This window comes from Variovorax sp. Soil_C_19, assembly GCF_057657255.1.
This window is the reverse complement of record NZ_JBDGIV010000013.1, coordinates 81760-107826: the sequence shown is the minus strand read 5'-3', so window position 1 is coordinate 107826 and position 26067 is coordinate 81760. Positions and strand designations below refer to the sequence as shown.

30 protein-coding genes are annotated in these 26067 nt (G+C 68.0%); 13 read left to right on the top strand and 17 right to left on the bottom strand.

Features of this window, described 5'->3' with window-relative positions:
• Positions 1-2: 2 nt before the first annotated feature.
• The 3 genes from AC3A6R_RS21585 to AC3A6R_RS21575 form a co-directional block, all read right to left on the bottom strand.
• Complete coding sequence (locus AC3A6R_RS21585) at positions 3-1046, bottom strand: LacI family DNA-binding transcriptional regulator (RefSeq protein ID WP_487865534.1); 1044 nt, start codon at positions 1044-1046, stop codon at positions 3-5.
• Positions 1047-1227: 181 nt separating this feature from the next.
• A complete protein-coding gene (locus AC3A6R_RS21580) occupies positions 1228-2187 on the bottom strand; it encodes a Bug family tripartite tricarboxylate transporter substrate binding protein (protein ID WP_487865533.1) in 960 nt (319 codons plus the stop codon).
• A 77-nt stretch (positions 2188-2264) separates the two neighbouring features.
• Positions 2265-3182: a dihydrodipicolinate synthase family protein gene (locus tag AC3A6R_RS21575; protein WP_487860111.1), complete on the bottom strand. Its 918-nt coding sequence runs from the start codon at positions 3180-3182 to the stop codon at positions 2265-2267.
• A 103-nt stretch (positions 3183-3285) separates the two neighbouring features.
• On the opposite strand from AC3A6R_RS21575, the gene AC3A6R_RS21570 reads away from it, so the two are divergent.
• Positions 3286-4188 carry a LysR substrate-binding domain-containing protein gene (locus AC3A6R_RS21570; protein ID WP_487865532.1) on the top strand — a complete coding sequence of 301 codons (903 nt, stop codon included), beginning with the start codon at positions 3286-3288 and terminating at the stop codon, positions 4186-4188.
• Here the strand turns inward: AC3A6R_RS21570 and AC3A6R_RS21565 are convergent.
• The 5 genes from AC3A6R_RS21565 to AC3A6R_RS21545 form a co-directional block, all read right to left on the bottom strand.
• Positions 4185-5321, bottom strand: a complete 1137-nt coding sequence (locus AC3A6R_RS21565; RefSeq protein WP_487865531.1) for an AAA family ATPase — start codon at positions 5319-5321, stop codon at positions 4185-4187. The two genes, AC3A6R_RS21570 and AC3A6R_RS21565, sit on opposite strands and share 4 nt — an antisense overlap.
• Positions 5322-5383: 62 nt before the next feature.
• Positions 5384-6454 carry a bifunctional nicotinamide-nucleotide adenylyltransferase/Nudix hydroxylase gene (locus AC3A6R_RS21560; RefSeq protein ID WP_487865530.1) on the bottom strand — a complete coding sequence of 357 codons (1071 nt, stop codon included), beginning with the start codon at positions 6452-6454 and terminating at the stop codon, positions 5384-5386.
• Positions 6455-6497: 43 nt separating this feature from the next.
• On the bottom strand, positions 6498-7685 hold the full coding sequence (gene pncB, locus AC3A6R_RS21555) for a nicotinate phosphoribosyltransferase (protein ID WP_487865529.1): 1188 nt from the start codon (positions 7683-7685) through the stop codon (positions 6498-6500).
• A 25-nt stretch (positions 7686-7710) separates the two neighbouring features.
• On the bottom strand, positions 7711-8571 hold the full coding sequence (locus AC3A6R_RS21550; protein ID WP_487865528.1) for a cysteine hydrolase family protein: 861 nt from the start codon (positions 8569-8571) through the stop codon (positions 7711-7713).
• 68 nt (positions 8572-8639) lie between these two features.
• The gene (locus AC3A6R_RS21545; RefSeq protein WP_487865527.1) at positions 8640-9380 is read right to left on the bottom strand and encodes an NUDIX hydrolase; all 741 of its coding nucleotides are present in this window, start codon (positions 9378-9380) and stop codon (positions 8640-8642) included.
• Between the two features lie 160 nt (positions 9381-9540).
• On the opposite strand from AC3A6R_RS21545, the gene AC3A6R_RS21540 reads away from it, so the two are divergent.
• The gene (locus AC3A6R_RS21540) at positions 9541-11106 is read left to right on the top strand and encodes a methyl-accepting chemotaxis protein (protein WP_487865526.1); all 1566 of its coding nucleotides are present in this window, start codon (positions 9541-9543) and stop codon (positions 11104-11106) included.
• 29 nt (positions 11107-11135) lie between these two features.
• Here the strand turns inward: AC3A6R_RS21540 and AC3A6R_RS21535 are convergent, their stop codons facing one another.
• Together AC3A6R_RS21535 and AC3A6R_RS21530 are read right to left on the bottom strand one after the other, a co-directional pair.
• Entirely contained in the window at positions 11136-12131 is a 996-nt protein-coding gene (locus tag AC3A6R_RS21535) for an AraC family transcriptional regulator (protein WP_487865525.1), read from the bottom strand.
• Positions 12131-12670 carry an OsmC family protein gene (locus AC3A6R_RS21530; protein WP_487865524.1) on the bottom strand — a complete coding sequence of 180 codons (540 nt, stop codon included), beginning with the start codon at positions 12668-12670 and terminating at the stop codon, positions 12131-12133. Before AC3A6R_RS21530 ends, AC3A6R_RS21535 begins: the two co-directional genes overlap by 1 nt.
• A 233-nt stretch (positions 12671-12903) precedes the next feature.
• Here AC3A6R_RS21530 and AC3A6R_RS21525 point away from each other — a divergent pair, with 233 nt between their 5' ends.
• Complete coding sequence (locus AC3A6R_RS21525) at positions 12904-13725, top strand: class I SAM-dependent methyltransferase (protein WP_487860121.1); 822 nt, start codon at positions 12904-12906, stop codon at positions 13723-13725.
• On the opposite strand, the gene AC3A6R_RS21520 is transcribed toward AC3A6R_RS21525, so the two are convergent.
• A complete protein-coding gene (locus AC3A6R_RS21520; RefSeq protein ID WP_487860599.1) occupies positions 13722-14129 on the bottom strand; it encodes a DUF2000 family protein in 408 nt (135 codons plus the stop codon). The two genes, AC3A6R_RS21525 and AC3A6R_RS21520, sit on opposite strands and share 4 nt — an antisense overlap.
• 80 nt (positions 14130-14209) lie before the next feature.
• A complete protein-coding gene (locus AC3A6R_RS21515) occupies positions 14210-15025 on the bottom strand; it encodes an AraC family transcriptional regulator (RefSeq protein ID WP_487860122.1) in 816 nt (271 codons plus the stop codon).
• Positions 15026-15373: 348 nt separating this feature from the next.
• On the opposite strand from AC3A6R_RS21515, the gene AC3A6R_RS21510 reads away from it, so the two are divergent.
• The 10 genes from AC3A6R_RS21510 to AC3A6R_RS21465 all read left to right on the top strand — a co-directional run bounded on the left by AC3A6R_RS21510 (position 15374) and on the right by AC3A6R_RS21465 (position 23567).
• Positions 15374-15793, top strand: coding sequence for a GreA/GreB family elongation factor (locus AC3A6R_RS21510; protein ID WP_487860123.1), 420 nt, complete (start codon positions 15374-15376; stop codon positions 15791-15793).
• A gap of 191 nt (positions 15794-15984) precedes the next feature.
• Positions 15985-16260 (top strand): hypothetical protein, encoded by a 276-nt coding sequence (locus tag AC3A6R_RS21505; protein ID WP_487860124.1) that lies wholly within the window; start codon positions 15985-15987, stop codon positions 16258-16260.
• 85 nt (positions 16261-16345) lie between these two features.
• Positions 16346-16792, top strand: a complete 447-nt coding sequence (locus AC3A6R_RS21500; RefSeq protein WP_487860125.1) for an SRPBCC family protein — start codon at positions 16346-16348, stop codon at positions 16790-16792.
• A 114-nt stretch (positions 16793-16906) separates the two neighbouring features.
• Complete coding sequence (locus AC3A6R_RS21495; RefSeq protein ID WP_487860126.1) at positions 16907-17239, top strand: hypothetical protein; 333 nt, start codon at positions 16907-16909, stop codon at positions 17237-17239.
• 45 nt (positions 17240-17284) lie between these two features.
• A complete protein-coding gene (gene ku / locus AC3A6R_RS21490; RefSeq protein ID WP_487860127.1) occupies positions 17285-18181 on the top strand; it encodes a non-homologous end joining protein Ku in 897 nt (298 codons plus the stop codon).
• Positions 18178-19026 carry a tetratricopeptide repeat protein gene (locus tag AC3A6R_RS21485; protein WP_487860128.1) on the top strand — a complete coding sequence of 283 codons (849 nt, stop codon included), beginning with the start codon at positions 18178-18180 and terminating at the stop codon, positions 19024-19026. Before ku (AC3A6R_RS21490) ends, AC3A6R_RS21485 begins: the two co-directional genes overlap by 4 nt.
• 84 nt (positions 19027-19110) lie before the next feature.
• Positions 19111-20034 (top strand): non-homologous end joining protein Ku, encoded by a 924-nt coding sequence (ku, locus tag AC3A6R_RS21480; RefSeq protein WP_487860129.1) that lies wholly within the window; start codon positions 19111-19113, stop codon positions 20032-20034.
• A 344-nt stretch (positions 20035-20378) separates the two neighbouring features.
• Positions 20379-21542 carry a serine hydrolase domain-containing protein gene (locus AC3A6R_RS21475; protein ID WP_487865523.1) on the top strand — a complete coding sequence of 388 codons (1164 nt, stop codon included), beginning with the start codon at positions 20379-20381 and terminating at the stop codon, positions 21540-21542.
• A 194-nt stretch (positions 21543-21736) separates the two neighbouring features.
• Positions 21737-22447: an NADPH-dependent F420 reductase gene (locus tag AC3A6R_RS21470; protein ID WP_487860600.1), complete on the top strand. Its 711-nt coding sequence runs from the start codon at positions 21737-21739 to the stop codon at positions 22445-22447.
• Positions 22448-22670: 223 nt separating this feature from the next.
• Positions 22671-23567 carry a beta-1,6-N-acetylglucosaminyltransferase gene (locus AC3A6R_RS21465; RefSeq protein WP_487865522.1) on the top strand — a complete coding sequence of 299 codons (897 nt, stop codon included), beginning with the start codon at positions 22671-22673 and terminating at the stop codon, positions 23565-23567.
• A gap of 7 nt (positions 23568-23574) precedes the next feature.
• On the opposite strand, the gene AC3A6R_RS21460 is transcribed toward AC3A6R_RS21465, so the two are convergent.
• The 5 genes from AC3A6R_RS21460 to AC3A6R_RS21440 form a co-directional block, all read right to left on the bottom strand.
• Positions 23575-23829, bottom strand: coding sequence for a hypothetical protein (locus AC3A6R_RS21460; RefSeq protein WP_487860133.1), 255 nt, complete (start codon positions 23827-23829; stop codon positions 23575-23577).
• A 3-nt stretch (positions 23830-23832) separates the two neighbouring features.
• On the bottom strand, positions 23833-24165 hold the full coding sequence (locus tag AC3A6R_RS21455) for a hypothetical protein (RefSeq protein ID WP_487865521.1): 333 nt from the start codon (positions 24163-24165) through the stop codon (positions 23833-23835).
• 74 nt (positions 24166-24239) lie between these two features.
• Complete coding sequence (locus tag AC3A6R_RS21450) at positions 24240-24932, bottom strand: MOSC domain-containing protein (protein WP_487860135.1); 693 nt, start codon at positions 24930-24932, stop codon at positions 24240-24242.
• The gene (locus AC3A6R_RS21445; RefSeq protein ID WP_487860136.1) at positions 24929-25465 is read right to left on the bottom strand and encodes a redoxin domain-containing protein; all 537 of its coding nucleotides are present in this window, start codon (positions 25463-25465) and stop codon (positions 24929-24931) included. Before AC3A6R_RS21445 ends, AC3A6R_RS21450 begins: the two co-directional genes overlap by 4 nt.
• A gap of 28 nt (positions 25466-25493) precedes the next feature.
• Positions 25494-26042: a carboxymuconolactone decarboxylase family protein gene (locus AC3A6R_RS21440; protein ID WP_487860137.1), complete on the bottom strand. Its 549-nt coding sequence runs from the start codon at positions 26040-26042 to the stop codon at positions 25494-25496.
• Between the last annotated feature and the right edge of the window lie 25 nt (positions 26043-26067).

Sequence of the window (26067 nt, the reverse complement as noted above, 5' to 3'; positions counted from 1 at the left end):
GGTCAGGGATGCGCGGGACGTTCGGGCACGGGCCCGGTGGTGCGGCGCAGGATGAGTTCGAGCTCGAGCCGCGTGCTCGCGGGCATCGGCAAGCCGGCGTTGGCTGCCAGCAGCATGTCGGCCGCGCGCCGGCCCATCTGCGCCGCCGGCGAGCGCATGGTGGTGAGCGGCGGCTGGAAGTGCGCCGCCATCTCCAGGTCGTCGAAGCCGGTGATCGACACGTCCTGCGGAATGCGGACTTGCCGCGCATGGCATTCGAGGATGGCGCCGAAGGCCTGCACGTCGTTGCCGCAGAGCACCGCGGTCGGGCGTTCCGGCAGATCGAGCAGGCGGCGCATCGCGGCGCGGCTCGACGGAATGTCGTAGGCGCATTCGAGCGTCAGCGCCGGGTCGGGCTCGATGCCGCGCGCGCGCATGGCAGCGTGATAGCCGACCACGCGGGCGAGCGCCCGGTCGTTGTCGCGCGTCACACCGCCGATCACGGCCAGGCGCCGATGCCCCAGGTCCAGCAGATGGTCCGCCAGGCGGCGCGCTTCGGTCTCGTTGTCCCAGCCGATACTGGGAACGTTCCCATCAAAGGCCGACGTGATCACGTAGGGAATGCGACGGCTGTCGAGCAGCTGGTAGGCGGCCGGATCGCGCGAGGTGCCCACCAGCATGACGCCGCCGATGCTGAGCTGCGCGAGCGTGCGCAGCTGGTCCAGCTCTTCCTTGATGCTGTAGCCGTTCGCGGCCACGAGCACATGGCGCCCCTGCTCGGCCATCACCGCCTGGAAGCCGTGCATCAGTGCGGCGAAGATGGCGTTGTCGAGTGTGGGGACCACGGCCGCGAACGCGAAGGAGCGCTGAGTGACCAGCGAGCGCGCGTGGCTGTCGGGGATGTAGTTCAGCGTCTGGATGGCCGCCTGGATCTTCTGCAGGGTTTCGGCCGCGACCTCCCGGGGCGCATTCAGCGCGCGCGACACGGTCGACTTGGACAGCCCGGTTTCACGGGCGATGTCGAGGATGGTCACCTGGCGATTTGCTGCGGTGCGGGCTTTGGGCATGAGGTATTGAATGAAAGACCGGGAACGTTCCCGTAACTTTCGGGCACTTTGGCGGCAGCGTCACTCGGGGTTGTCCCTTAGCCGCTGTTTGCGCCACCGCACGCTGCTCAGCCGTTGCTTCGTCAAAGACCGAGCCGCGGCCCGACGGCCGCGGGCGCTTCGTGATCCCGAGCGTGCAGCCCTACTCGGCGGCGATACCCGCCGCCTTGATGATCTGGCCCCAGCGATTCAGCTCCGAAAGCTGGAACCGCGCCAGCTCCTCGGGCGTGGACAGTGCGGCCTCCATGCCGGCCTGCTCGACCAGCTTCTGCACCGCTGGGGTGCCGAGCGCGCGGTGCATGAGCGCATTCAGCCGCTGCACGACCGGCGCCGGCGTGCCTGCGGGCGCGTAGAGCGCATTCCAGTAGCCGAACTCGTAGCCCGGCAGCGATTCCGCGATGGCCGGCGTGCCCTGCACCAGCGCAAGCCGCTGGGGGCTGCTCACGCCGAGCGCGCGCAACTTGCCGGCCTTGACCTGGGGCAAGGTGGTGGCCAGGTCGGCAATCATCAGGTCGGTCGTGCCGGACACGAGATCGAGCACCGCGGGCGGATTGGCCTTGTACGGTACGTAGTTGATCTTGGTCCCGGTCATCTGCTCGAACAGTTCGGTCGCCACCTGGGCCGACGAGCTGCCCGAGCCGTAGTTGAGCTTGCCGGGTGACGCCTTCGCGAGCGCGATCAGCTCCGCCACGTTGTTGGCCTTCACCTGGGGGTTCACCACCAGGAGCTGGTAGCCCTTGGTCAGCAGCGAGACGGGCGCGAAGTCCTTGATGGGATCGTAGGAGAGCTTCTTCTGCAGATGCGGATTGGCCGACTGCGTCGTGTTCGTGGTCATGAACAGCGTGTAGCCGTCGGGCTGGGCCCGCGCCACGAACTGCGCCGCAATGCCGCCGAAGGCACCGGCCCGGTTGTCGACCACCACGGCCTGGCCGGTCGCCTTGGTCAGCTCCTGCCCGATGGCGCGCGCGAGCCCGTCGGTGGCGCTGCCGGCGCTGGAGCCCACGACGATGGTGACGGGCCGCGCAGGAAACTCCTGTGCGGCGGCGGTGCCGCAGAGCGGAACGAGAAGGCTCAGTGCGAGCAGCGATCGGCGATGGTTCATGGGTTTTGTCCTTGATAGTTATGGAGCGATCGCGCCTTCGAACCAGAAGGCGCAAGAGAAAAGAGAGACGAGAAAAATCAGCGCAGCAGCCTCCAGCCCGCCATGAGCGCATGCAGCTGCGTGTGCTGCGTGTCCGTCAGCGGCCAGGCCGAGGGCGCTCGGGTGGCGCCGCAGTCGTTGCCCATCATCTGGAGCGCGGTCTTGACGACGGTGACGTTGGTGCCGTTGTTTTCCTGGGCGCGCAGTTCCTCGAACGGCAGCATCTCGCCGATCAAGCGCATGGCCAGCGCGTGGTCGGCCGCCTCGAGCGCGTTGTAGATGGCCACCGAGCGTTCGGGCAGCACGTTGATGAGGCCCGAGGTGAAGCCGCGCGCGCCAACGGCGTAGAACGGGGGCGCCCACACCTCGGCCAGGCCGCCGACCCAGGCCAGCCCGCGATCAGCGGTGCGGCGGATCGCCTCGGCCAGCACGAGCGGCGTGGGCGAGGCCCACTTGACGCCGACCACCTGGGGGATGCGGCACAACGCCTCGACGGCGGCCAGGCCGATGTTGTCGTTGCGCAGGTACAGCACAAGCGGCAGACCGTCGGACGCCTCCGCGATCTTCTGCACATAGGCCACCACACCGCGCGGCGCCACGAACGGATCGGGCGGCTGGTGCACCATCAGGGCATCGGCACCGGCGCGGCGCGACACGGCCGCCAGTTCGCAGGCCTCGTGGATGCTGCGGCCCACGCCGGCCAAGAGCGGCACGCGTCCGGCCACGCATTCGGCGGCCGCATGCACCATCTGCTGCGCTTCGTGCGCCTGCAGGCCGTAGAACTCGCTGGTGTTGCCGTTGGCGACCAGCACATGCACGCCGGCTGCGACCGCGCGGTCGACCAGGGGCTTGAGCGGCGCCACGCACACTGCGTCGTTCGCGTCAAACGGCGTGACCAGGATGCCCGAGATGCCATCGAGCGCCGCGCGCAGCGCAGGGCCTTGAAAAGAACTCATCTTGCTTTCTGTGTGAAGGGGCGAACCCGGAGCGGCTACTCTAGGAGGCACCGGCAAGAGCGTCCAATCCATTCACGGGATGCCGCCATTCAAGAATTGAATCGTGTTCCAGCTCACCCAACTTCGATGCTTCGTGGCCGTGGCCACCGAGCTGCACTTCGGCCGCGCCGCCACGTCACTGAGCATGACCCAGCCGCCACTCACGCGACAGATCCAGCTGCTGGAGCATGAGGTCGGCGTGCGCCTGCTCGAGCGTTCGGGCGGCAGCGTACGGCTGACGCCGGCCGGTGCCGTCTTCCTGCGCGAGGCGGAGGACATCCTGCGGCGCAGCCAGGCGGCCACGCTGGCCGCGCGCCGCGCCGTGCGTGCCGACGCCGGCAGCGTGACGGTCGGCTTCATTCCGGCCGCGAGCTTCACGTTGCTGCCGCAGCTGCTGGCGGCCGTGCGCGCGCAGCTGCCCGACGTGCAGGTGGTGCTGCGCGAAATGCAGACGGTCGAGCAGATCGAGGCCATCGGCACCGACCGCATCGAGCTGGGCATCGTGCGGCCGTTCGCGCCGCGCAGCTTCACCGAATCGGTCGCCGTGTTCCGCGAACCCTTCGTGCTCGCGCTGCCCGCAGAACATCCGCTGGCGCAAGACGAGACGATTCCGCTCGCGGCCCTCGAAGGGCAGCCCTTCATCGAATTCTGCCCCTCCGAGTCGCGCTATCTCTACGAGCTCGTGGCCGGGCGGCTGCGCGCCGAAGGGGTTGCTCCGGAAACGGTGCAGACCTTGAGCCACACCCACTCGATCCTCTCGCTGGTGGATGCGGGCGTCGGCATGGCGCTGCTGCCGCGTTCCGCCACCAGGCTGCGCTATGCAGGCGTGGTCTTCAGGCCGCTGCAGGATGCCCCGGGCCTGGACGTGGAGGTGCACCTGGCATGGCGCCGCGGGGGCCGCCACGGCGTCGCCGCCACCTTGCGTCAGGTGATCCAGGAGGCCTTTCCGGCACCGCAAAGGGGTTAGCGCGGGCTGACGGGCGCCAACGTTCTGACCCAGCGCTCGAACGCCGCGCTTTCGAAAGTGTGCACACCGCCTGGCGCCTTCGAGATGATCGCCTTGGACTTCAGGTTGTTGAGCGAATACTGCACGTCGGACGGCGCTAGCGAAGGGACGCCGAGGGCTTTGGCAAGTTTCGCAAGCGCTGCCTTTCCGAATGGCTTGGCATGCGGGTCGTCAACGAAGAGCAAAAGGAGCTGGCGCTGCATCGCATCGAGCGACGCCCAGGTTCCTTCGTGGTTTTCCTCCTTGTCCTGCTCTGCCTTTTCGGTGGCCACAGCACGATCGAGCGTGAGCGATGGGTCCATGAGCATGGCCACGACCACCGAAAGGAATGGCTCGGGCTGCTGGCGGAATTCCTGGAAGGCCGTCCACCCTGCGGCGACGTCCAGGGTTCGTCCGCTCGCGGCCTGGAATTTCTCTGCGACGAATTCGACCAGTTCCCTGCCAAGCAGCGGGAACTCTTGAACGGCAGCGCCCACGGAGAAGAGTGGCGCGGTGCTGTTGGAGAAGACATTGGCGAGCTGCGTGCGCGATGAGCCGGTGAACACGACGCGCAGCTTGTCGCTGTTTTTGGTGATGGCGGTGCGCAGCGCCATTGCCATCAGCTCGTTCTCCTTGTTCCGTGCAAGTTCCTGCGCTTCATCGACAAGGAGCAGAAGCTTCTTCTTGGAAACAAGCTTGACAACGAGCTCTTCGATGCGCAGGGCGAGTTCGGTGGCTTCCTTTTTCGCGTCGCCCAACTCAAGTTCGATGGCGCCCCTCAACTCGCCCGCGCTGCCGGACGCCTTGACCTTCCTGACCGGCTCATGCAGCTTGTGAAGCGCCTTTTGTGCCAACGTCTTCGGCGTGAGCGCCTCCTCCAGGCCTCGAACGATCGCAATGCCGGGGTTCAACCTCGTCTGCCAGAGGTCCACGTACGCGACTGCGAAGCCGGCAGCATCGGCTGCTGGCGTCAGGTCTTTGCGCAGAAACACCGTCTTCCCGGTGCGCCGGGGCGCGAAAATGGTCGTGCTCACAACCGGCCCGGCTTGCAACAGAGCCAGATAGCGTTTCGCGAGCGCCGGCCGGGGACAGTGCCAGAGCTGGTTCAATTCCATACGAAAAATTATAAGCGGCACTCATAATTAGTAAAGTGCTGTTTAATTTTTCACAACCGCTTTCAGGGCGATTGCTCTCTTGCCGTCAGCGGCAGGAAAGAATCAAGAATGTGGAAATGGTCGTCGTGCAGCTGGCCCTCCATCGCCGCCAGCTCGCCGATCGGCACCCACCGCGTGGCCGCGGCGTCGTCGCCGGCCTGCACCGCGGGCAGCGGGCGCTGGCCGAGGTCGAACCAGTGCGCATGGGTGATGACGCGGCCGCGCTGGCTGCGGTCGGGATGGTCGAACACCTTCACGGCCTTGAAGGCGGCATGGACCTCGCTGTCGGGCAACCGCAAATCGGTCTCCTCGGCCAGTTCGCGCAGGGCCGATTGCCAGACGGTCTCGCGCGGTTCGAGGAAGCCGCCCGGCAACGCGAACAGGCCCTTGCCCGGTGCACGGCCGCGCTGGATCAGCAGCACCTGCCCGTCGCACTGGATCACCGTGTCGACCGTCACGAAAACCGGCGGATACGGCGAGCCGTCCCACAGGGCGTTCTCGTGCCGCAGGCAGGCCCATTCCTCCGCGATCCTGGCGTAGTCCGGCTGGCTGGCCCAGGCGCGCAGGAACGCCAGCGTGCTCGCGGGCACCTTGTGGGCGATGGCCGCAAGTGCCGGCTCGATCGAGGCGTCGGCGGCTGCTTCGAAATATGTGTCGCGCAGGGCGCTGGCGCTGATGTCGCCCTGGCGCCCGGCTTCATCGTGCGCCCACTCGGGGAAGTCACGAAGGTAGCTGCTGGTCTCGTCCTTCAGGTGCCCCACCAGCAACACCGACGACACGCCGGGGTGCAGCCGCGCCACGCCCTGCTTCACGGCCTGCGCCCAGCGGGCCTGGTCGTAGTGGTCGCGCACCGGCAGGAAGGCGATCCGCTCGCGGTCGGCCTCGGGCAGTGCGGCGCGGATCATTTCCGCGCGCTCTTCCCAGCTGAACGGGTTGCGCGGCGAGCGCGCCTGGAAGGCCGAGCCGAGCACCACCACGCACGCGGGGGCGGCGGCGAGCGCGCGGCGCAGCAACGCGAGCTGGGCGTTGTGGAAGACCTGGAAGCGGCCGATGTAGACGGCCACATCGACGGCCTTGCTGTTGCTGCTGGACATGTTCGTCATCCTGTCTGTTCTCGCGGTTCGGTGTTGCACATCATCATGCCGCGATGCCGAACACCTGGCGCAGGTAGGCCAGGAAGGTTTCGTCATTGCAGAGCGTCTTGCCCGGGCTGTCCGACAGCTTGGCGACGGGCTGGCCGTTGCAGCCGGTGAGCTTCATCACGATGTTGAGCGGCGTGAGGCCGACGTCGTTGCTCAGGTTGGTGCCGATGCCGAAGCCGGTCTGGGTGCGGTCGGCGAAGGTTCGGTACAGGCCGATGGCCGCCTGCAGGTCGAGCCCGTCGGAGAACACCAGCCGCTTGGTGTGCGCATCGATGCGCAGCTTGGCGTAGTGCGCCAGCGCCTTCTCGCCCCAGGCGACGGGGTCGCCCGAGTCGTGGCGCAAGCCGTCGAAGAGCTTCGCGAAGTAAAGATCGAAGTCGGCCAGGAAGGCATCCATGCCCACCACGTCGGTCAGCGCCACGCCGAGGTCGCCGCGGTATTCCTGCACCCAGCCTTCGAGCGCGGCGCGCTGGAAGTCGCGCAGCCGCACGCCGAGTGCCTGGTAGGTCTGCAGGTACTCGTGCGCCATGGTGCCGATGGGCACCAGGCCAAGCTCCTTCGCGAGCAGCACGTTGGAGGTGCCCTTGAAGAACATCGGCACTTCGCGCTGGAGCGTCTCGACCACCTCGCGCTGCCAGGTGCGCGAGAAGCGGCGCCGCACGCCGAAGTCGAAGAACTCGAACGGATGCTGCCGCGCCGGCTCGTTCGCAAAGTCGCGCAGCAGCGCGATCTTGGATTGCAGCCGCTCGCGGCCCTGCGCGAGCGCGGCCTCGGCGTCGAAGCGGCGGAAGTACAGCTCGTTGACGATGGCGAGCACGAAAATCTCGAACGCCATCGTGTGGACCTGCGGTCCGACCGCGCGGATGCGCAGCGTGTCGCCGTCGGCCTCGGCGGTGATGAACTCGCGCTGGAAGCTGAAGATGCGCAGGAAGTCGACGAAGTCGCTCTTGATGTAGCGCAGGCCGCGCAGGTACGCAAGCTCGTCCGGCGCGAAGCGCAGTGAACACAGGTGTTCGAGTTGCTCGTTCACGTCGGCCAGCAGGTCGGCCAGCGGATAGGCCGGCGCGTTGCGGCACACGAAGCTGTACTCGGCCTGCGTCTGCGGATGGCTGTGCAGCATCGCCTGCCACATCGTGAACTTGTAGAGGTCGGTGTCGAGCAGGCTCTGGATGATCGGTTGCATGGCAGGGTCCTTTCTGCAAGTGGCGTCAGGCATTCGCGCGCAGCAGCGCAAGCACGTCGGCGCTGGAACGAAGCTGCGCGCCGCGCGCTGCCATGTCGTCGAGGAAGGCCTGGTGTTGGGACTCGAAGCCGGCCACCGGGCTCATGCAGTCGGTCACGAGCACCAGCTTGGCGGGATTGGCCGACGGCAGGTGGGCGACGATGTGCTCGGTCGTGGCGCGCACGCAGTGGCTGCTGGCCTCGCCCGCGACGACGATCAGATCGGCACGGTCGAGCGACGCGACGAGCCCCATGTTGAGCGACGTGACGGCATCGCCTTCGTCGGGCACCTCGGCCTGGACGGCACTGTAGTGCTCGGTCCATGGATTGCTGCCCTTGGCGACCTTCTCCACCATGGCGGCGCGCCGGTCTTCCCAGGCGTTGTAGGCGGCCTTGACGGCCGCATGCACGTTGTGGCCCCAGCTGCCGATCTCGCAGTGCACCGGCCAGACCATCAGCGTGTAGCGACCGCGGCGCTCGAGTTCGTCGAGGTAAGCCAGCGCGCGGGGCAGCGCCTCGCGGTCGCGCGGCAGGTGGTCGCCGCTGCGCACCTGCGCCGCGGTGATGGCGGTGAAAGGCGCCACCCTGCCCTCGCGCGACTCCCAGAAGGTGGGGTGCGCGATGTCGAAGCGGTGGTGCGAATCCAGCGTCACGGTGATGGCGTCGATGCCGTCCGCGCCCTCGCCGATGAGCGCGGCGAGCCGCAGCATGTCGGCGTGCGCGCCCGCCACCGGCAACGCGGGCTGCAGCGGCGCGCCGGTGGCCGGGTCGGTCGGAAGCCAGGCCGCCGGCAGGTCGCAGAAGTCGTTCTGCGGATCGATCACGAGAAGATGGATGTTCTGCTTCATGGCGTCTTTCCTTTTGGTTGTACTGTGCAACTTAGTTTGGTTGTACTGTACAACCATCACGTGCGGTGTCAAGCGTCGGGTGCTTCGGCCTCGCGCGGGCTGAAGGTCCGCGGGAACACGGCGGGCTGCGCCCGGTCGCGCAGGCGGTAGCCCATGGCCGGGCGGCCGGAAGCGCTTTCCACCGGGCCCGCTTCGGCCATGAAGCCCGCGTCGAGCATCCGCTTGCGAAACGCGCTCTTGTCGACCGCGCGGCCGAGCACGACCTCGTAGGTGTGCTGCAGCTGCGGCAGCGTGAACGGCTCCGGCAGCAGGAAGGCCGGCAGCGAGGTGTATTCGACCTTGCCCCGCAGGCGGGCGATGGCGGCCGCGAGGATCTCGCCGTGGTCGAAGGCCAGGCGCTTGCGGCTCGCGGCCGCGGCATCGGTCCATTCGGCCGGGGCGGCATGGGCACCCTGCCGCGGCGCCGGGTCGTCGCCCGGAATCAGCGCAAAGAACGCATGCGTGGCCGACCATCCGCGCGGATCGCGCTGCGCGCCGCCCCAGCTCCCGAGCTGCTCGAGGTAAGGGGCGGCAACGCCGGTCTTTGCGTGCAGCTTGCGCCTGGCGCAGTCGATCAGGCTGGCATCGCGGGCGACGTCGACAAAGCCGCCAGGCAGCGCCCAGCGGCCCGGAAAAGGCTCGCCCGGCGCGTCGGGACGGCGGGCCAGCAGGACCTTCAGCGCATCGTCGCGCACGGTGAAGATGACGAGGTCGACAGTGACCAGCGGCCGGGGGAAATCCAGGCCCGGTGGCGTGGCGAATGGTTTCAAGGCAGGTGCTCCTTTTTGTTTGTTGTACAGCACAACTCTCCGGGCGCGCAAATATAGCAAGGGCGTTTTTTTCCGCCTCCCCCTTCAGATTTCGCGCCGGCTGCCGATAACCGGTCATGGCGGCGGCTGTCGCGCGCGCCCTCCTTCGTGAAAGAAAGCAATGAACCTGCGCAATCTCAAGATCGGTGTCCGCCTCGGGGGCGGCTTCGCGGCCATGCTGCTGCTGATGGTGCTCATCTCGGGCATCGGCATCCTGCGGCTCAATGCCGTGGCGCACTCCACCTCGGCGATGGTCGAGGAGGCGCTGGTCAAGGAGCGGCTGGCGAACCGGTGGGCCAACCTGCTTGGCCCCAGCATCGTGCATTCCTTCGGCCTGGCGAAGGCCACCGACCCCGAGAACGAGGCCTATTTCAAGAAGCATCTCGGCGAGGGCGTGGCCTCGATCAACCCGGTGCAGCAGCAGATGGACAAGCTGCTCACCACGCCCGACGAGCGCAAGCTCTTCGAGGCCGTGGCCGATGCGCGCAAGCGCGTGCTCGAGCACCTGGGAACCATCAACAAGCTCAAGGCCGCGGGCGACCCGGGCGCCGCCAACCAGCTGGCCGACACGCAATACCAGGCGGCGCTGGACGTCTACAAGCAGGCGGTAAACCAGATCGCCGAGGCGCAGCGCACGCGCATCGACGTGATGGCCCAAGAGATCCAGGACAACCACCGCAGCGCCCGGCTGATGCTGGTCGTCCTGTCGGCCATGGCGGTGCTGCTGGGTGCGCTCTTCGCATGGCGGCTGACCGTCGGCATCGTGCGGCCGATGCAAGGCGCGGTCGAACTGGCGCAGAAGGTGGCTGCGGGCGACCTGAGCACGCAGGTGAGCGTCGGCTCGCGCGACGAGGTCGGTCAGTTGCTCTCGGCGCTGAAGGCCATGAACGACAGCCTCTTCAAGGTGGTGGGCGAGGTACGCAACGGCACCGACACGATTGCGACGGCGTCGAACCAGATCGCCTCGGGCAACCAGGACCTGTCGTCGCGCACCGAGCAGCAGGCCAGCTCGCTCGAGCAGACGGCGGCCTCGATGGAAGAGCTCACGAGCACCGTCAAGCAGAACGCCGACAACGCGCGCCAAGCCAACCAGCTTGCCGTCTCGGCCTCCGAAGTGGCCGTGCGCGGCGGCGGCGTGGTGGGCAAGGTGGTCGGCACCATGGATTCGATCAACACTTCGTCGCGCAAGATCGTCGACATCATCGGCGTGATCGACGGCATCGCGTTCCAGACCAACATCCTCGCCTTGAACGCGGCCGTGGAGGCAGCCCGCGCGGGCGAGCAGGGCCGCGGCTTCGCGGTGGTGGCCTCGGAGGTGCGCAGCCTGGCGCAGCGCTCGGCCGCGGCGGCGAAGGAGATCAAGGGCCTGATCGACGACTCGGTGAGAAAGGTCGAGGCCGGAAGCCAGCAGGTGGCCGAGGCGGGCCGCACGATGGAAGAGATCGTGACCAGCGTGCAGCGCGTGACCGACATCATGGGCGAGATCACCGCCGCAAGCCAGGAGCAGACCACGGGCATCGAGCAGATCAACCAGGCCATCACGCAGATGGACCAGGTGACGCAGCAGAACGCGGCTTTGGTCGAAGAGGCCGCCGCTGCCGCGGCCTCGCTGCAGGAGCAGGCGAGCAGCCTGTCGCAAGTGGTCGGCGTGTTCCAGCTCGGCGGGTCGCAGCGCGCGCTCGCCTGAGGCGCCGACCTCGACGCAGTCCCGTTTCGTCAGGGGCTGTGCGCGAGGCCCGCAGCCTCCGGTGCGACCGCGCCCGAGCGGCTGCGGCGCCAGGCGGCCGGCGGCGCGCCATATTCGCGCCGGAACGCGCGGCTGAAGGCGGTGTCGGTCTGGTAGCCGACGTTCTCGGCGATGTTCGCGAGCGGCGCATTGCTGCGCGACAACAGGTTCGCGGCCAGCAGCATGCGCCACTGTGTGAGGTACTGCATCGGCGAACTGCCCACCAGATGCTGGAAGCGCTCGGCCAGCACCGAGCGCGAACTGCCGGCGGTGCGGGCCAGTTCGTCGAGCGTCCACGCATGGGCGGGGTTCGTGTGCAGCGCCTGGAGCGCGGCGCCGACGATGCGGTCGCCCACGCCCGCGAGCCAGCCGGTGCTTCCTTCGGCCCGCTCGTTCATGTAGAGCCGCAACACTTCGATGAACAGAACTTCGGACAGCTTCGCCAGCACGGCCGCACCGCCCGGGCGCGGCGAGCGCGCCTCGCCGAGCGCATAGCGCACCGACGCCTCGAGCCAGGTGCCGGCGTGGGAGCCGCGCACATTGACGCGGACCAGCGAAGGAAGCCCCGCCAGCAGCAGGCGCGCAAGCCGCGCATCGCAGGCCAGGAAGCCGCACACGAGGCGCGTGGTGGCCCCGCCGCCGCCGTAGCAGAGCTGGCGCGGGCGGCGCGACAACACCTCCTCGAGCCGCCCGCCCGTGGCCGGCGGCAGCCCCGGCTGCGAGGCCATGCGGTGCGCGTCGCCCTGCGGAAAGAGGATCGCGTCACCCGCGATCAGGTGCACCGGCGCTTCGCCCGCCAGCTCGACCCAACAGTCACCCTCGGTGATGAGATGGAAGATCACCACGCGCTCGGCGCCCGGCTCGAGGATCGGCGCCACAGAATCGGCCCGCGGCGACTGGTAGCACCACGGCGCCGTGAACCGGGCATGGATGAAGATCGCGCCGACCAGGCGGACGACGCGCAGGGTTTCCGAGAGCGCGTCCATCAGCCCTGCCCGACCTCGACCTGGAGCGTCAACGGCACCGCGAGCTGCAGCGCGGCCGACATCGGCGAGCAGCGATGGCTTTGTTCGACCAGCGTGCGCAGCCGCTCGGGTGGCACGTTGCCAGCGGCAGAGATCCGAACGCGCAGCGCCATGTCGAGCGGGCCGGCGTTCACCGCGTGGCCGTCGGCATCGGCCACGTCGAGCATGCCGCGCGCATCCGAATGGCTGTCGACCGACACCTCGAGCGTCTGCAACGCGATCTGCTGCTGCGCCGCACCCATGGCGATGCGCGTGGCGACGCACGATGCCACGCCGGCACGCAGCAGCCAGCCCGGGGTGACTGTGTCGCCGCCGCCGCCCAGCTCTTCGGGCATATCGGTCGCGGCGGCGGTACCGTTGGCATGCGCCGTGACCACCTTCAACCCCCCGGCCCAGCGCGCCACGGCCTGCGAGTCGGCGTGATGGCCCGCCTCGGGGCGCCGCCGCAGCACCGCTTCCATGCGCCGCAGCGCGGCCGCAACGTCTTGCTGTGCTGCCATGGGCTTCCTTCGCACCGGCATCGGTGAGGGGTGGTCGTCGAGAAATCATTCTGGGCGCGCCGCCGCGCGGTGTCCATCTCCGTTGCGTTCTATGACGATTGGCCGGCGCGGTGCAGGCCGGCGCACATGCGGACGATCGGTCAGGCCGCGCCGACGCGCAGGCAGGACGCCGCGCGCGCGCCGCGCGACATTGCGATTCCCGCTCCCCATCACCACCACCAGGAACACGCACCATGAACGCACCCATCGATTTCAGTGCCATCAAGGGCCGCCAGATGACCGCATGGTCGAGCGGCGACTACGCCGTGATCGGCACCACGCTGCAGCTTGTCGGCGAGCAGCTCGCCGAAGCCTGCGACCTGCGCTTCGACGAGCGCGTGCTCGACGTCGCCGCCGGCAACGGCAATGCCACGCTCGCGGCGGCGCGGCGCGGCTGCCGCGTCACCTCGACCGACTACGTGGCCGCGCTGCTCGACCGCGGCGCCGAGCGCGCGCGCGCCGAGCGCCTGGAGGTGCAGTTCCAGCCTGCAGACGCGGAGGCGCTGCCCTTCGAGGACGCGAGCTTCGACGTCGTGCTGTCGACCTTCGGCGTGATGTTCACGCCCGACCACGCCACGGCCGCGGCCGAGCTGGCGCGCGTCTGCCGTCCGGGCGGGCGCATCGGCCTGGCGAACTGGACGCCCACCGGATTCATAGGCCAGCTGTTCAAGGTGCTGGGGCGCCATGTGCCGCCGCCGGCCGGCGTGCAGCCGCCGTCGCTCTGGGGCGTGGAGGCGCACCTGCAGAAACTCTTCGGCGAGCGCGCCGAGTCGATCGCGATCACGCCGCGCCAGTTCAACTTCCGCTACCGCTCGGCGGCGCATTTCATCGAGGTGTTCCGCACCTGGTACGGCCCGGTGCACAAGGCCTTTGCGGCGCTGCCGGCCGAGGGCGCCGCCGCGCTGGAGCAGGACCTGGCCGAACTGCTGAACGGCTGCAACCGCGCGGGTCCGGCCTCGTTGATCGTGCCCAGCGACTACGTCGAGGTGGTCGTCACGCGAAAGGCATCGCGCTAGGCGTGGAGCACCGCCCCTTTGAGCGCCTTGTCGACCTCCTTCTTCGGCCCGCGCAGCGCCAGCCCGACGAGGTCGGGCGCGTCGGCGGACTCGGCCAGGAAGGCGGCGCGGTTGGCCGCGTCGTGGCCGGTGCCGAACATCGCGCCGACGTACACGGCGCGCACGAGGTCGCGCTGGATCGCCTGCCGGTAGGCGCGCAGCAGCGTCTCGGCCGATGCGGCGAAGACGAGCACCGGCTCGCCGAGCAGGCGCGCATGGCTGCGGCCGGCCGCATCGACATACGGCTCGCCCATCGCATCGGGCGCGGCCGACGCGATGCCGGTCGCCACGAAGGCCGTCACGTTGAGCTTCTGCCAAACGGCGAGGTCCTCGCGCACGAGAATCGCCACCTTCGTCTCGAACACCATCTGCGCTGCTCCTGTCTTGTTCAGTGGCAGCGACTGTCGCAAGTTCAGTGCGCCGGGTCTGGAACGTTCGTGCAAATTCAGCACGCCCGGTAGGCGGCGGGCGCGAGGCCGTAGGCGCGGCGGAACCAGCGGCCCAGATGACTCTGGTCCGCGAAGCCGCAGTCCGCGGCCACCAGCGCCGGCGCCTGGCCCGTGCGCAGGCGCCGGCGCGCCTCGGTCAGGCGAAGCTGCACCAGGTAGGCATGCGGCGAGGTGCCGTAGGCGGCGCGAAACACGCGCGCGAGCGCGAAGCGGTCGCATGCGCCGGCCGCTTGGGCAAGCGCGTCGGCGCCCGGGTCGTCGGCGAGGGCCGAATGCAGCAGGTCCCGCGCGCGCCGCGCGATCGGGCTCGCCGGGCCGGGCGCGGCGCCAGCGTCTTCGTCGGGTGCAGGCCGCCCCAGGTGCGGCCGCAGCGCCGCGACCACGGCGTCGAGCGCCGCATCGCGCGCGAGCCGTTCGCGCGGGCGCGCCAGCACGGCGCCGGCATGGCGGATCGCCGCGCCGAGCCGCGGGTCGTCGCCCAACGTCGCGCGAAAGCCGATGCCGTCGTCCGGCACGCCGCCGAGTCCATCGCGCAGCCAGACCACCGGCAGGTACAGCATCGAATAGCTGAAACCGCCGCCGCCGGCCGCGCGCCCGTCGTGCAGCTCCCCAGGCTCGATCAGGATGACGCGGCCGGCCGTGCTCACGCGCCGCGCGCCGCGGCAGAAGAAGTCCTGGTGCCCGCTGTCGGTCACGCCGACGAGCCACTCGTCATGCCGATGCGGGTCGTAGGCATGGCCGAGAAAGCGCGCACGGATCGCCTCGACCCCGCTGTCGGGATCGCGCACGAGGCTCACCTGGTTCGATTGCATCCACTGCCCTTCGTCGTCGACCGCTACGGTGCCTGTTCGCCGCGGAAGCCGCCATTTTCAAGCTCAATCTGGCAAGGACCCTGAGGGCATTGCTTGCCGGACCCCGGTGGGTTGCCTAGACTCCTTGCCATGTCGTCCGCCCTTCTCGCCTTGACCCATGCCCATGCCGCGGCCAGCGTGCATGCGCGCGCCGGGTCGAAGGCGGGCCGCAGGAAACTCCCCGCACATCCCTAGGCCCGGCGGCCCGCTTCCCTCTCCCCTTTCTGCGCAACCATTCACCGCCGGGCACAAGTCCCGCGCGTTCGCGGCCGCTGCCCACCGGCAGGTCCGCACGAATGGAGTGCGTCCATGCATGCAACGATCCACGGCGAGCGCACGCTCACCCAACACGACTTCGCCCGCCTCGGCAAACTGCCGGGCGTCCATCTGCAGACCGCGCTGGCGGATCTGCTCGACAGTGCCGAACTGACTGACGCGCACGCCGTGCCGCCCGACCTCGTGACGATGAACGCGCGGGTCGAGATCGTCGACGTCCACACGCGGCGGCGCCAGACGCTCACCGTTTGCTATCCCGAGGATGCGAGCCCCTCGGCCGGCCTGATCTCGGTGCTCTCGCCGGTCGGGGGCAGCCTGCTCGGCCTGCGTGTCGGCGATACGGCCCGCTGGCAGACGCCGACGGGCGAGACCTGTGCTGCGGAGATCGTGGCCATCCTCTTTCAGCCCGAAGCCGAAGCCGACGCCGGGGCAGCCGGCAGCCACGCGGGCTAGCAGGTCCCACCCACGGCGAAACCGGTTCCCTCGTGGTGCCGAAGCGTGATTCATTTCACGAAAATGGTTGTATTCCATAACCACTCCAGCTGAAACCCGATTGAAACAAGGCGTACCACGGCATTAATATTTGTAAGCCAGAGCAGCCGGCACTCTGGTTTCATCTGCAAGCGCCGGCATTGGAGCGTCGAATGCCACTCTTGTTCTTGATGCGGCTGCAGCATGTGCAGCTTCCCGTCCGGGTCGCCCACCCAGAGGAGCTCCGGCACGTCTCGGTGCTCGTCGCCACGGGCCTGATCGAAGCGGAAGTCGCGGCCCTTCGGTCGACCGCACGCTATGCTGCGTCGCGCGTGGCCACGGTGGTCAGGATCACGGAGGCGGGGATGGCCGAGATCGCGAAGATGGGCGAGGTGCCCGGTTTCGTGAAGACCTCGATGCAGTTCGCGCGCGGGTTCCGTTTGATGTGACTCGCACGACGATGTCGATTCCGCCCGGGCTCGTTCGTCGTACAGGCAGAGGGTCTTCCTCTGCACTTCACAGGAGCACGCCACCATGGCAACCAGCACCATCCGTCTTCACCGCATCCTGCGCGCCCCGCCCGAGCGGATCTACCGTGCCTTCGTCGAACCCGGCGCCTTCGAGCGCTGGCTGCCGCCATTCGGCTTCACCGGCAAGGTCCACCAGATGGACCCGGTGGTCGGCGGGAGCTGGCGCATGTCGTTCACCAGCTTCGGCAGCGGCCAGGGCCATTCGTTCGGCGGCAAGTACCTCGAGCTGGTTCCGGGCCAGCGCGTTGCCTACGACGCACGCTTCGACGATCCGAACCTGCCGGGCACGATGAAGACGACGGTGACGCTCACCGCCGTGTCCTGCGGCACCGACATGGCGATCGTGCAGGAAGGCATTCCCGACGTGATTCCCGCGGAGATGTGCTACCTCGGGTGGCAGGAGTCGCTGGTCGCGCTGGCGCAGCTGGTCGAGCCCGAGATCCCGGGCTGAGCCGGCTGCGAGACGCACGTTATCCGGCGCCACCAGGCGGCGGCGGCCTACAAGGGCAGGTGGGAGGCGGTCCGTAGATTGCAGCCCTTCCGCCACGTCACTTGGAACGACACCATGCCCGGAGAACCCGCCTCTGCCGATTTCGCTGCCTGGATGGCCGCCGAGACCGCCGCCTATGCCGCCGTTCATGCGCTTCACCAGCGCTCGCAGGGCGGGCGTCTCGAGCTGCCCGCAAGCCGCATCGAGCAGATCGCCAAGCTGCGCAAGGAGGCCGACGTCCGCTTCGCGAGCCTGTGGTGCCAGCTCGGCACGCCGGCGCCCGACGCAGCCGTCGCCGCCGTGATGCCGGCGATCCCGGTGGCGCCCGTGGCCGAGCCGGTGCAGCCGCGGCGCATGCACCAGCGAAGCGCCCGACGCCGTTCCAGCGAAACGCGCCTCTTTCCCTGAGCCCCGAAAAGTGGCATGTTGTCTCCTCGTCCTGAGGAGCATCAGATGGCCACTGCCCGTTCGATCGCATCGCTGACGCTGGGCTTCGGCCTGGTGTCGATCCCGGTCCGCCTCTACTCGGCCACCGAAAGTGCCGCGACCGTGCACTTCAACCTGCTGTCGAAGGAAGGCGAGCGCGTCAAGCAGCAGTACGTGTCCGCCGGCGACCCGCAGAAGATCGTCCCGCGCTCGGAGATGGTGAAGGGCTACGAATTCGAGAAGGACCGGTACGTGATCTTCAGGCCCGAGGAGCTCAAGGCGCTCGAGGAAGGCGGAAGTCACCTGATCGACATCGTGGCCTTCATCCCCGCCGATGCGGTGGACCCGATCTACTACGACAAGCCCTACTACCTCGCACCCGACAAGCGCGGCGGCAAGCCGTACAACCTGCTCAAAAAGGCGATGCGCGAGAGCGGGCGCTGTGCGCTCGCCAAGTGGGCCTGGAAGTCGAAGCAGTACGTGGTGCAGGTGCGCGCGCTCGACGAGGGGCTGGTGCTCCAGCAGCTACTGTACGCGGACGAGGTGCGCTCGCTGGCCAACCTCGACATCGAGCAGCTGGAACCCAGCGCGTCCGAGCTCAAACTCGCGCTGCAGCTGATCGACCAGATATCGCAGGACAGCTACGACCCGACGCTGTTCGAAGACGAGGAGAAGAAGCGCATCCTCGCCGCCATCGACGCGAAGATCGCCGGCGAGGAGATCGTCGCCGCCGACCATCCTGAGGATGCGGGCACGGGCCAGGTGATCGACCTCGCCGAAATGCTCAAGGCCAGCCTCGCGCGCCGCCCGGGCGCCGATGCCAAGGCCGCGCCGCTGCGCAGCGTTCCGAGCAAGGCCAAGCGCGCGCCCAAGGCGCCCGAGAAGGCCGCTGCGGCCCCGGCACGCGTGCGCATGAAGAAGTGAACGCCTCGTCCGGGCCGTCGACGCCCTACACGCTGCGCGGCGTGGTCCAGCTGCTGGGCCTGTCGCGGCATGCCGTGAGCAAGCTGATCGAGCTCGGCTTCGTCGCGCCGGTGAAGACGCCCGGGGGAACCTGGCAGTTCTCGTTCCAGGACGTGGTGCTGCTGCGCTCGGCGCACGAACTGCGCGCGGCGCGCATCCCGACGCGGCAGATCCTGCGGTCGCTGCGGCAGCTCAAGGCCGGGCTTCCCGCGGAGATGCCGCTCGCGGGCCTGCGCATCAAGGCCGAGGGCGCCCGCGTCACGGTGCGCTCGTCCGATGCGCACTGGGAGCCCGACACCGGCCAGCTGGTGCTGGACCTGCGCATCGAGCCCGGTGCCGGTTCGGTGAGCTTCCTGTTCGCGCCGCAGGACCGCAGCGCCAGCAGTGCCACCATCGATCTCGATGCGCTCTTCGCGCGCGCGGAGGCGCTCGAGGCCACGGCACCGGCGGAGGCCGAATCGCTGTACCGGCAGATCCTCGTGCAGGACCCGGCCCATGCCCATGCCTACCTGAACCTCGGCTTCATGCTGTGCGAGGCAGGCCGCTGCGCCGAAGCCGCCGACCTCTACGAGGCGGGTGTGCGGCACTGCGGCGACGATCCGCTGATGCACTACAACCACGCGGTCGCGCTTGAGGGCGCGGGCCGGGTCGGCGATGCGCTGGCCAGCTACGAAAAAGCGCTGCAGCTGCAGCCCGACCTGGCGGATGCGCACCAGAACGCGGCGCTGCTCTACGCCGAGCTCGGGCACAAGCAGCTCGCGATCCGGCACTTCAGCGCGTTCCGGCGTCTTCAGGGCAAGGCGTAGATGCGGGCGTCGCTTCTTCCTACGCCCGGGGCAGCCGCTTCGCGCTAGGTTCGGCCACATCGATCCACTGCAAGGAGTTGAATCTTGGCCACTGGCGGCAGAACCCTCTGGAAGGGCGCGATCAGTTTCGGGCTGGTGCACATCCCCGTGGGCCTGCACACCGCGAGCACCGAGCAGGGCGTCGACTTCGACTGGCTCGACAAGCGCAGCATGGACCGCGTCGGCTACAAGCGCATCAACAAGCGCACCGGCAAGGAGATTGCCGCCGAGAACATCGTCAAGGGCGTCGAGTACGAGGACGGCAAATACGTCGTCGTCTCGCGCGAGGAGATCGAGGCGGCCTACCCGCGCACCACGCAGACCATCGAGATCCAGCGCTTCATCGACGCCAACGAGATTCCGTTCCTCTACCTCGAGCGGCCCTACTACGTCGCACCGGTCAACAAAGGGCACAAGGTCTACGCGCTGCTGCGCGAGGTCATGGTCAAGACCGGCAAGATCGGTCTCGCCAAGGTGGTGATCGCCACCAAGCAGCACCTGGCCGCGCTGGTGCCCGCGGGCGAGGTGCTCGTGCTGAACCTGCTGCGCTGGGGCGACGAGGTCAAGCCCGTCGAGGGCCTCGACCTGCCGCCCGCCGGCGTCAAAGCCGCCAGGATCACGCCCGCCGAAATGAAGATGGCCGAGCAGCTCGTGAAGGACATGAGCGGCACGTGGAAGCCCGAGGAATTCAAGGACGAGTTCAAGCACGCGGTCATGAAGGTCGTCGAGAAGAAGGTCAAGGCGGGCGACACCGAAACGGTGATCGAGCCCGAAGAAGAGGCACCGTCGCAAGGCGCCGAGGTCATCGACCTGACCGAGCTCCTGACCCGCAGCCTGCGCGGCGGCAAGGCCGCCCGGAAATCGGAGGCCGCGCCGGCGAAGAAGACAGCGGCCGCGAAGAAGACCGGTGCCGCCGCGAAGAAGGCCGCGGGCAAGAAGGCGCCGGCCTCGCGCCGCAAGGCGGCGTAGGTTTCCGCCGGTTGGTGTGGGGAGTCACACAGTTGCTGCGGCTTGTGCACGGTTGGTGAGCCGTTCCCACGATGTGCCGCTGTGCCGCTGTGCCGCTGTGCCGCTGTGCCGCTGTGCCGCTGTGCCGCTGTGCCGCTGTGCCGCTGTGCCTGACTCTCGAGCTCTGCGTGTCCGAGTAAGCCCTTCGTCGTAAGCGGGTTTCACCCGTTTACGCGGCGCGCGTACATGGGAAGGATTTGTTTTCTGAAAAATCAGATGGAGACGAAATGACCGTTACTCGGCGCCAGCTTGCCTTGTCCGCCTTTGGGACCGCCTTCCTTGCCGGATGTACAAGCGTTCCGACCATGCCACCTCCTGCAGTGTCTTCAGCCCGGCTGAGGCGCATCGCGCCAGCACTGAACGCGCAGGTCGGCGTCGGCACTTTTCCAGGCGCCGTGTCCCTTGTCTCGCACGAGGGAAAGCTTGTGCACCATGAGGCGGTTGGCTTTCTCGACGCTGCCAAGACCAAGCCCATGCCGCGCGACGCGATTTTCCGGCTCGCCTCCATGACCAAGCCGTTGACCTCCGTCGCCACAATGATGCTGACGGAGCAAGGTGTGCTGAAGCTCAACGACCCGGTCACGAACTGGTTGCCCGAACTCAAGGATCTCAAGGTCGAGACGCCGGCGGGCGACGTGCCGCTGGCCCGTCCGATCACCGTGCAAGACCTGCTCATGCATACGGCAGGCTTCGTCTACGGTCCAGCCAGCCCGTCGCCGCGCATCGGCAAGATGTACGCGGACCTGGGTATCGAATCGCTGGAAACCGACATCACCGGCGACGAGATGCTCAAACGCCTGGGCACCATCCCACTGGCGTACCAGCCAGGCACGACTTGGTTCTATTCGATTGCTACCGACGTGCTGGGCTTGCTGCTGGAGCGCGCGACCAAGAAACGTCTGGACGTGCTGATGCAGGAGATGCTGATCGGCCCGTTGGGCATGACCGACACCGCCTGGTGGGTGCCCCCGGCCAAACGCAGTCGTCTGGCAGAGGCGCTGGAAAGTGACGCGCAGAAGGCGTCGATGCTGCGTGCCTACCGCCACGACACCGACCCAGCGCCACGCACCTACCTCAAAGGCGGCGCCGGATTGGTTGGCACGGGCGCGGACTACCTGAAGTTCGCGCAGATGGTGCTGAACGGTGGAACCGACGGCCAGACCCGATACCTGTCGCGCAAGACCGTGGAATTCATGCTGTCCGACCATCTGATCGGCAAAGCCGGGGTGCCCAGTGCGACCACCGGCCCGGGATACGGTTTCGGGTTGGGATGGGGCGTTCGCCTCTACGACGGCGTGGGCTGGACGCCTGGCAGCGTGGGCGACGCAATGTGGGCCGGCGCCTGGGGAACGAGCTTCTGGATCGACCCGCGCGAGCAGCTGGTCGGCGTGCTGATGGCGCAATGCCCCTCCAACCGGATTCACACACGGATGTTGTACAAGAATCTGGTCTATGGGGCTGTGTCTTGACGGGTGGCAACCAGGCTACTCTGGTCGATAGCCTCGCGCAGGAAAGCGCATCGAGAGATGCGTAGGTCCGCTGCCCATAGCGGACATCGCGCTACGCATCAGTTTTGCAATCCTCCCGGCTATGCAAGCATGGTCGGCCGTTTTGACCCTGTCGCCCCCGGGGGACGCCGTCGTTCGAATAATCGCCCTTCTGGATAAGAGATCTCAAGATGCACATTGGAATCATTGGGTCGGGCAACATTGGCAGCACGCTCGCCCGCAACCTCAAGGCATTGGGCCACGAAGTGCTGATTGCGAACTCACGGGGTCCGGCAACGCTCGCGGCTTTCGCAGCCGAGACTGGGGTGGTCGCTGCGACGGTCGAGCAAGCATCAGGCGCTGCGGACTTGGTCATCATCGCCATCCCGCAATTGGCGGTCGCCGACCTTCCCCATGAAGTGCTGCGCAAGAACCCTGCTGTGGTCGTCGATGCAGGCAACTACTACCCCACCCGCGATGGTGTCGTGGCGCAGGTTGAGGAAGGGGCCACGGACAGCGAATGGATTTCTTCGGTGCTGGGCAGGCCCGTCGTCAAGGCCTTCAACAACATCCTGGCTGAGAGCTTGGCGACACGCGGCCACTCGGGTGGAAGCGCTGGACGCATTGCACTTTCAGTTGCCGGCGACAACACTGAAGCCAAGCACCTTGTACAAGGCGTCGTCCGCGAGTTGGGGTTCGATGCCATTGATGGCGGAACACTCGCTGAATCGTGGAGGCAGCAACCCGGAACCCCCGCGTACTGCAAAGACCTGAACGCCGCACAACTCAAAGAAGCATTGGCAAGCGCGAGCAAGACGGAGATACCGAGCTACAGAAAAGACGCTGATCGCGCCGCAGCACCATACCTGACGCCTTTCAAGGGCTGACGAGAGGCGTGACGGCCATTCGCGATGCCGCTCTGGCCGATCTTCTTCCGTGCATCCCGACAAATGGGTAGCCCGTCGACGGTTGTCAAACGAAACCGACAGCAACAGACCGGTCGCCGCAGCAGCCCGAGCCGCTACAGTCAGGCACGGCCGAGCGTTCCCCTGCCGGCAATCAAGCGCCCTGGTGCTCTGGCGTACCAACAAGGTGTGATGCAACCGCAACATGAGCCCGGTATTCCTGTTGCTCGTCCATGCAGATCCGCAGCAGGCCAAGCGCCTGCTGCGGCACCTCGCGCCGGTGGGGCGCTGCTTCGTCCATGTCGATGCCAAGGCCGATCTCTCAGCGTTCCAGGTCGCAGACCCCCATGTGGCGTTCGTGAACCAGCGCATCGATGTGCGCTGGGGCGCCATCTCTCAGGTGGAGGCCACCTTGCGGCTCATGCGCACGGCGCTGGCCACATGCGATCTGTCGCAGGTGAGCCATTTCGTGCTGCTCTCCGGAAGCTGCTATCCACTGCGTCCGATGGACGAGTTCCGCACCTATTTGCAGCAGCATGCGGGCACCAACTTCATCAAGCTGATGCCATTGGCGAGCACGCGCAAGCTGCATGAGCGCGTGCGTCACTTCTGGTTCTACGAGGACCTTCCGGTCGACGGGCGCAAGTTAACCGGCGTGCGGCTGCTGCGCGGCGTGCTGCAGTTTGCGGGCAAGCTCGGGCGCCGTTCGTTCCCGCTCATTCCCGCGTGGTACTTCGGCTCGCAATGGTGGGCGCTGACGCCCGAGGCCGCGGGCTACCTCGTGGGCCATCCGCAGCAAGAGGCCGTGAAGCGCTTCCTGCGGTTCTCCAAGGCACCCGACGAGATCTACTTCCACACGCTGCTCGCGAACTCGCCGCTGCAGCACACCGTGGAGCCTGTCAGCGGCAGCGGCGTCTGGGACGCGGCGAACCTGCACCTGATCGACCCGTCGCTGTCGCGCTGGTTCCAGGCCTGCGACTACGAGGAGGTCGTCGCGTCGGGGCGGTGGTTCGTGCGCAAGGTCGGCAGCGACATCTCGCGCGACCTCTGCGACCGCCTGGACAGCAATCTGGCCACGGCAACCGGCGAGCAGCGCGCGTAGCGGCGCCTCAGGGCCGCCGCTGCGCGCGGTGCGCGATCCATTCGTGGGCGCTTTGCCGCAGTGCCGCCTGCGCATCCTCGAAAGAGGGATGAACACCGAACATTGAAAGACGACACAACACGCTCGCCTGCCTGCGGATCTCGACCGTGGCGAGAACCGCGGACTCGGAGAGTGCCGCGACCTGGAAGTGCAGCGTGCATCCCTGGTATTCCTCGACCGGCTCCCGCTTCACACGCATCACCTCGGCAGCGACCGCAGCCATGGCTTACGGCCGGATGATCACCGTCGGAGGCTGGATCACGATGGCCGGCGGATGGACCACGACGCCGGGCGGCGGGTGGCCATAGGACGGCGCTTCATAGACGGGCTGCGGCGCAGGCTCCCTGCATTTGCGCTTCTCCTTGAAGCCGCCGTTCTTTTCGTACTTGCGCTCGACCTTGCAGTGCCCGTCCCAGTACGACTCCTTGTGCGGGGGGCCGCCATGCCGGCCCTTGCGGCCGTGGCCGCTCTCGTCCTTGTGGGGATCGGCGAGCGCGGGAGACATCACGGCGGCAAGCAGCAGCGCAATGCAGGACAAGGGACGGAGGCGATGGGTCATGGGCGCTTTGGATGTGATTTATTCCCATATATCCTACTCTCCGCGCGAACTTTCTTCTGCTCGATTGCCAGTATTTAGCCCTCCAGGCGCGGCATCCAGTCCTCGACGCCGCCCGAAACGACCCGCCGCCGGAACGTGGCGCGCCACCGTTCGGCCAGTACCGCCAGTTCGGCAGCGCGCGACCATTCGGCCGCGAAGCGCGCATCCCGCGAGAACAGCAGCGCGATCAGCCGCGACAGGGGCCAGTCGGGATGCGGCCGGGCGACCAGTTCGGCCTGCGCGCCCGCGTGCAGCCAGCCGGGTTCGAGCGTGCGGTAGTACCAACCGGTGCGGCCGCGCGACTGCATCTCGCGCGCCATGCCCGGCTCGCCGAAGCGCACGTCGAGCTTCCAGCAGGGCTGCCGTCCCTGGGACACCTGCACCAGCGCCTCGCCGAGGCGCACCACGTCGCCGATGCAGACGCTCGATTCGTCCCAGCCGCGCGTCGAGACGTTCTCGCCGAAAGCGCCCGCATGCGCCAGCAGATCGGCGCGCCGGCTCCACGACGCCCACTGCGCGTAGTGCTCGCGCGGGTAGTGGTGCAGCGCCTTCTCGGGGCCGCCATGGACGCGCAGGTCGGCCTGCGCGTCGCCCTGCAGGCCCGTGGCCGACAGCCACGCCCGCTCCTGCACCGGCGACTTGACGATGCCGCTGGGCCGGCCGTCCGGCAGCGGCGCCACCGGGCCGGCCAGCAGCGCATCGATCACCGTGGGGCCGAGAGCCGTCATCGGGCGTCCTCCGCAGGGCAGCCCGCGCCATCCGCCGGCCGCGCGGCCAGCGCCGCTGGCGCCGTCTCGGCCACGAGCTGGCCGATGGCCGCGCCGAGCGCCATGTCGTCGAGCACGCCGAAGTGGCTCATCCGGATGCGGCCTTGCCGATCGATCAGCACGCTGCTCGGCGTGCCCTGCAACTGGTACTCGCGCATGGTCGCGGGGATGCTGCCGCGCGCGGGCGTGTCGATGCCGATCGGGAAGATGTAGCGGTACTCGCGCACGAAGGCGGCGAGCGCCGCAGGGGTCATCACCTCGTGGTGCTCGAACACCGTGTGCAGGCCGATGACGGCCACCTGATCGGCGTCGAACAGCTGCCGCGTCTTCTTTGCCTGCGGCAGGCCATGCGTCGCGCAGGCCGGGCAGAGCATCTGGAACGCATGCAGCACCACCACCCGGCCGCGCAGCGACGCCAGCGTGAGAGGTGCGTCGGTGTTGAGCCATTGGGCGACTTCCCATTCGGGCGCCGGGGCAAAGCTGTGGTTCGGCATGTCGGATGCTCCAGGTGAGAAGAAAAGGTCAGGCAACGCCGGTGCGCAGCTTGACCGACGGGAAATCAAGCGGCACGTCGAACGCGACATTCACATAGTTGGTGAAGAGGTTCAAGGCCACGTGCGCGAGGATCTCCACGATCTGGCCGTCGTCGAAGCCCACGTCGCGCAGCGTCTGCACGTCGGCCGCCGAGACCTGGCCGCGCGCCTCGACGAGCTGCAGCGCGAAGCGCAGCGCGGCCGCGGTGCGCGGGTCCGACGATTCGCCGGCCTGGGCCGCCGCCATCTCCGCCGCCGACACGCCGGCCTTGCGCCCGAGCGCGGTATGGGCGGCCAGGCAGTAGTGGCAGGCGTTGCGGTCGGCGACGGCCACCGCGATCTGTTCGCCGAGCTGCGGCGGGATCGCACCACCGCCGAGTGCGCCGAACGCACCCCACATGCTCTGCAGCGCCGCCGGCGAATTGGCGACCGCGCGGAACATGTTGGGCGTGGCGCCGAATGCGCCGTGGATCTGCGCCAGCAGGTCCTTGGCGGCACCGGAGGCTTCGGCGGGGTTCACGAGGGGAATGCGGGACATGGGATTTCCTTTGAAGAGTGGATCG

Coding starts and splice junctions, on each gene's coding strand:
- AC3A6R_RS21585 (WP_487865534.1), bottom strand. CDS start 1,046: ATGCCCAAAGCCCGCACCGCAGCAAATCGCCAGGTGACCATCCTCGAC.
- AC3A6R_RS21580 (WP_487865533.1), bottom strand. CDS start 2,187: ATGAACCATCGCCGATCGCTGCTCGCACTGAGCCTTCTCGTTCCGCTC.
- AC3A6R_RS21575 (WP_487860111.1), bottom strand. CDS start 3,182: ATGAGTTCTTTTCAAGGCCCTGCGCTGCGCGCGGCGCTCGATGGCATC.
- AC3A6R_RS21565 (WP_487865531.1), bottom strand. CDS start 5,321: ATGGAATTGAACCAGCTCTGGCACTGTCCCCGGCCGGCGCTCGCGAAA.
- AC3A6R_RS21560 (WP_487865530.1), bottom strand. CDS start 6,454: ATGTCCAGCAGCAACAGCAAGGCCGTCGATGTGGCCGTCTACATCGGC.
- pncB (WP_487865529.1), bottom strand. CDS start 7,685: ATGCAACCGATCATCCAGAGCCTGCTCGACACCGACCTCTACAAGTTC.
- AC3A6R_RS21550 (WP_487865528.1), bottom strand. CDS start 8,571: ATGAAGCAGAACATCCATCTTCTCGTGATCGATCCGCAGAACGACTTC.
- AC3A6R_RS21540 (WP_487865526.1), top strand. CDS start 9,541: ATGAACCTGCGCAATCTCAAGATCGGTGTCCGCCTCGGGGGCGGCTTC.
- AC3A6R_RS21535 (WP_487865525.1), bottom strand. CDS start 12,131: ATGGACGCGCTCTCGGAAACCCTGCGCGTCGTCCGCCTGGTCGGCGCG.
- AC3A6R_RS21530 (WP_487865524.1), bottom strand. CDS start 12,670: ATGGCAGCACAGCAAGACGTTGCGGCCGCGCTGCGGCGCATGGAAGCG.
- AC3A6R_RS21525 (WP_487860121.1), top strand. CDS start 12,904: ATGAACGCACCCATCGATTTCAGTGCCATCAAGGGCCGCCAGATGACC.
- AC3A6R_RS21515 (WP_487860122.1), bottom strand. CDS start 15,025: ATGCAATCGAACCAGGTGAGCCTCGTGCGCGATCCCGACAGCGGGGTC.
- AC3A6R_RS21510 (WP_487860123.1), top strand. CDS start 15,374: ATGCATGCAACGATCCACGGCGAGCGCACGCTCACCCAACACGACTTC.
- AC3A6R_RS21505 (WP_487860124.1), top strand. CDS start 15,985: ATGCCACTCTTGTTCTTGATGCGGCTGCAGCATGTGCAGCTTCCCGTC.
- AC3A6R_RS21500 (WP_487860125.1), top strand. CDS start 16,346: ATGGCAACCAGCACCATCCGTCTTCACCGCATCCTGCGCGCCCCGCCC.
- AC3A6R_RS21495 (WP_487860126.1), top strand. CDS start 16,907: ATGCCCGGAGAACCCGCCTCTGCCGATTTCGCTGCCTGGATGGCCGCC.
- ku (WP_487860127.1), top strand. CDS start 17,285: ATGGCCACTGCCCGTTCGATCGCATCGCTGACGCTGGGCTTCGGCCTG.
- AC3A6R_RS21475 (WP_487865523.1), top strand. CDS start 20,379: ATGCCACCTCCTGCAGTGTCTTCAGCCCGGCTGAGGCGCATCGCGCCA.
- AC3A6R_RS21465 (WP_487865522.1), top strand. CDS start 22,671: ATGAGCCCGGTATTCCTGTTGCTCGTCCATGCAGATCCGCAGCAGGCC.
- AC3A6R_RS21460 (WP_487860133.1), bottom strand. CDS start 23,829: ATGGCTGCGGTCGCTGCCGAGGTGATGCGTGTGAAGCGGGAGCCGGTC.
- AC3A6R_RS21455 (WP_487865521.1), bottom strand. CDS start 24,165: ATGACCCATCGCCTCCGTCCCTTGTCCTGCATTGCGCTGCTGCTTGCC.
- AC3A6R_RS21450 (WP_487860135.1), bottom strand. CDS start 24,932: ATGACGGCTCTCGGCCCCACGGTGATCGATGCGCTGCTGGCCGGCCCG.
- AC3A6R_RS21445 (WP_487860136.1), bottom strand. CDS start 25,465: ATGCCGAACCACAGCTTTGCCCCGGCGCCCGAATGGGAAGTCGCCCAA.
- AC3A6R_RS21440 (WP_487860137.1), bottom strand. CDS start 26,042: ATGTCCCGCATTCCCCTCGTGAACCCCGCCGAAGCCTCCGGTGCCGCC.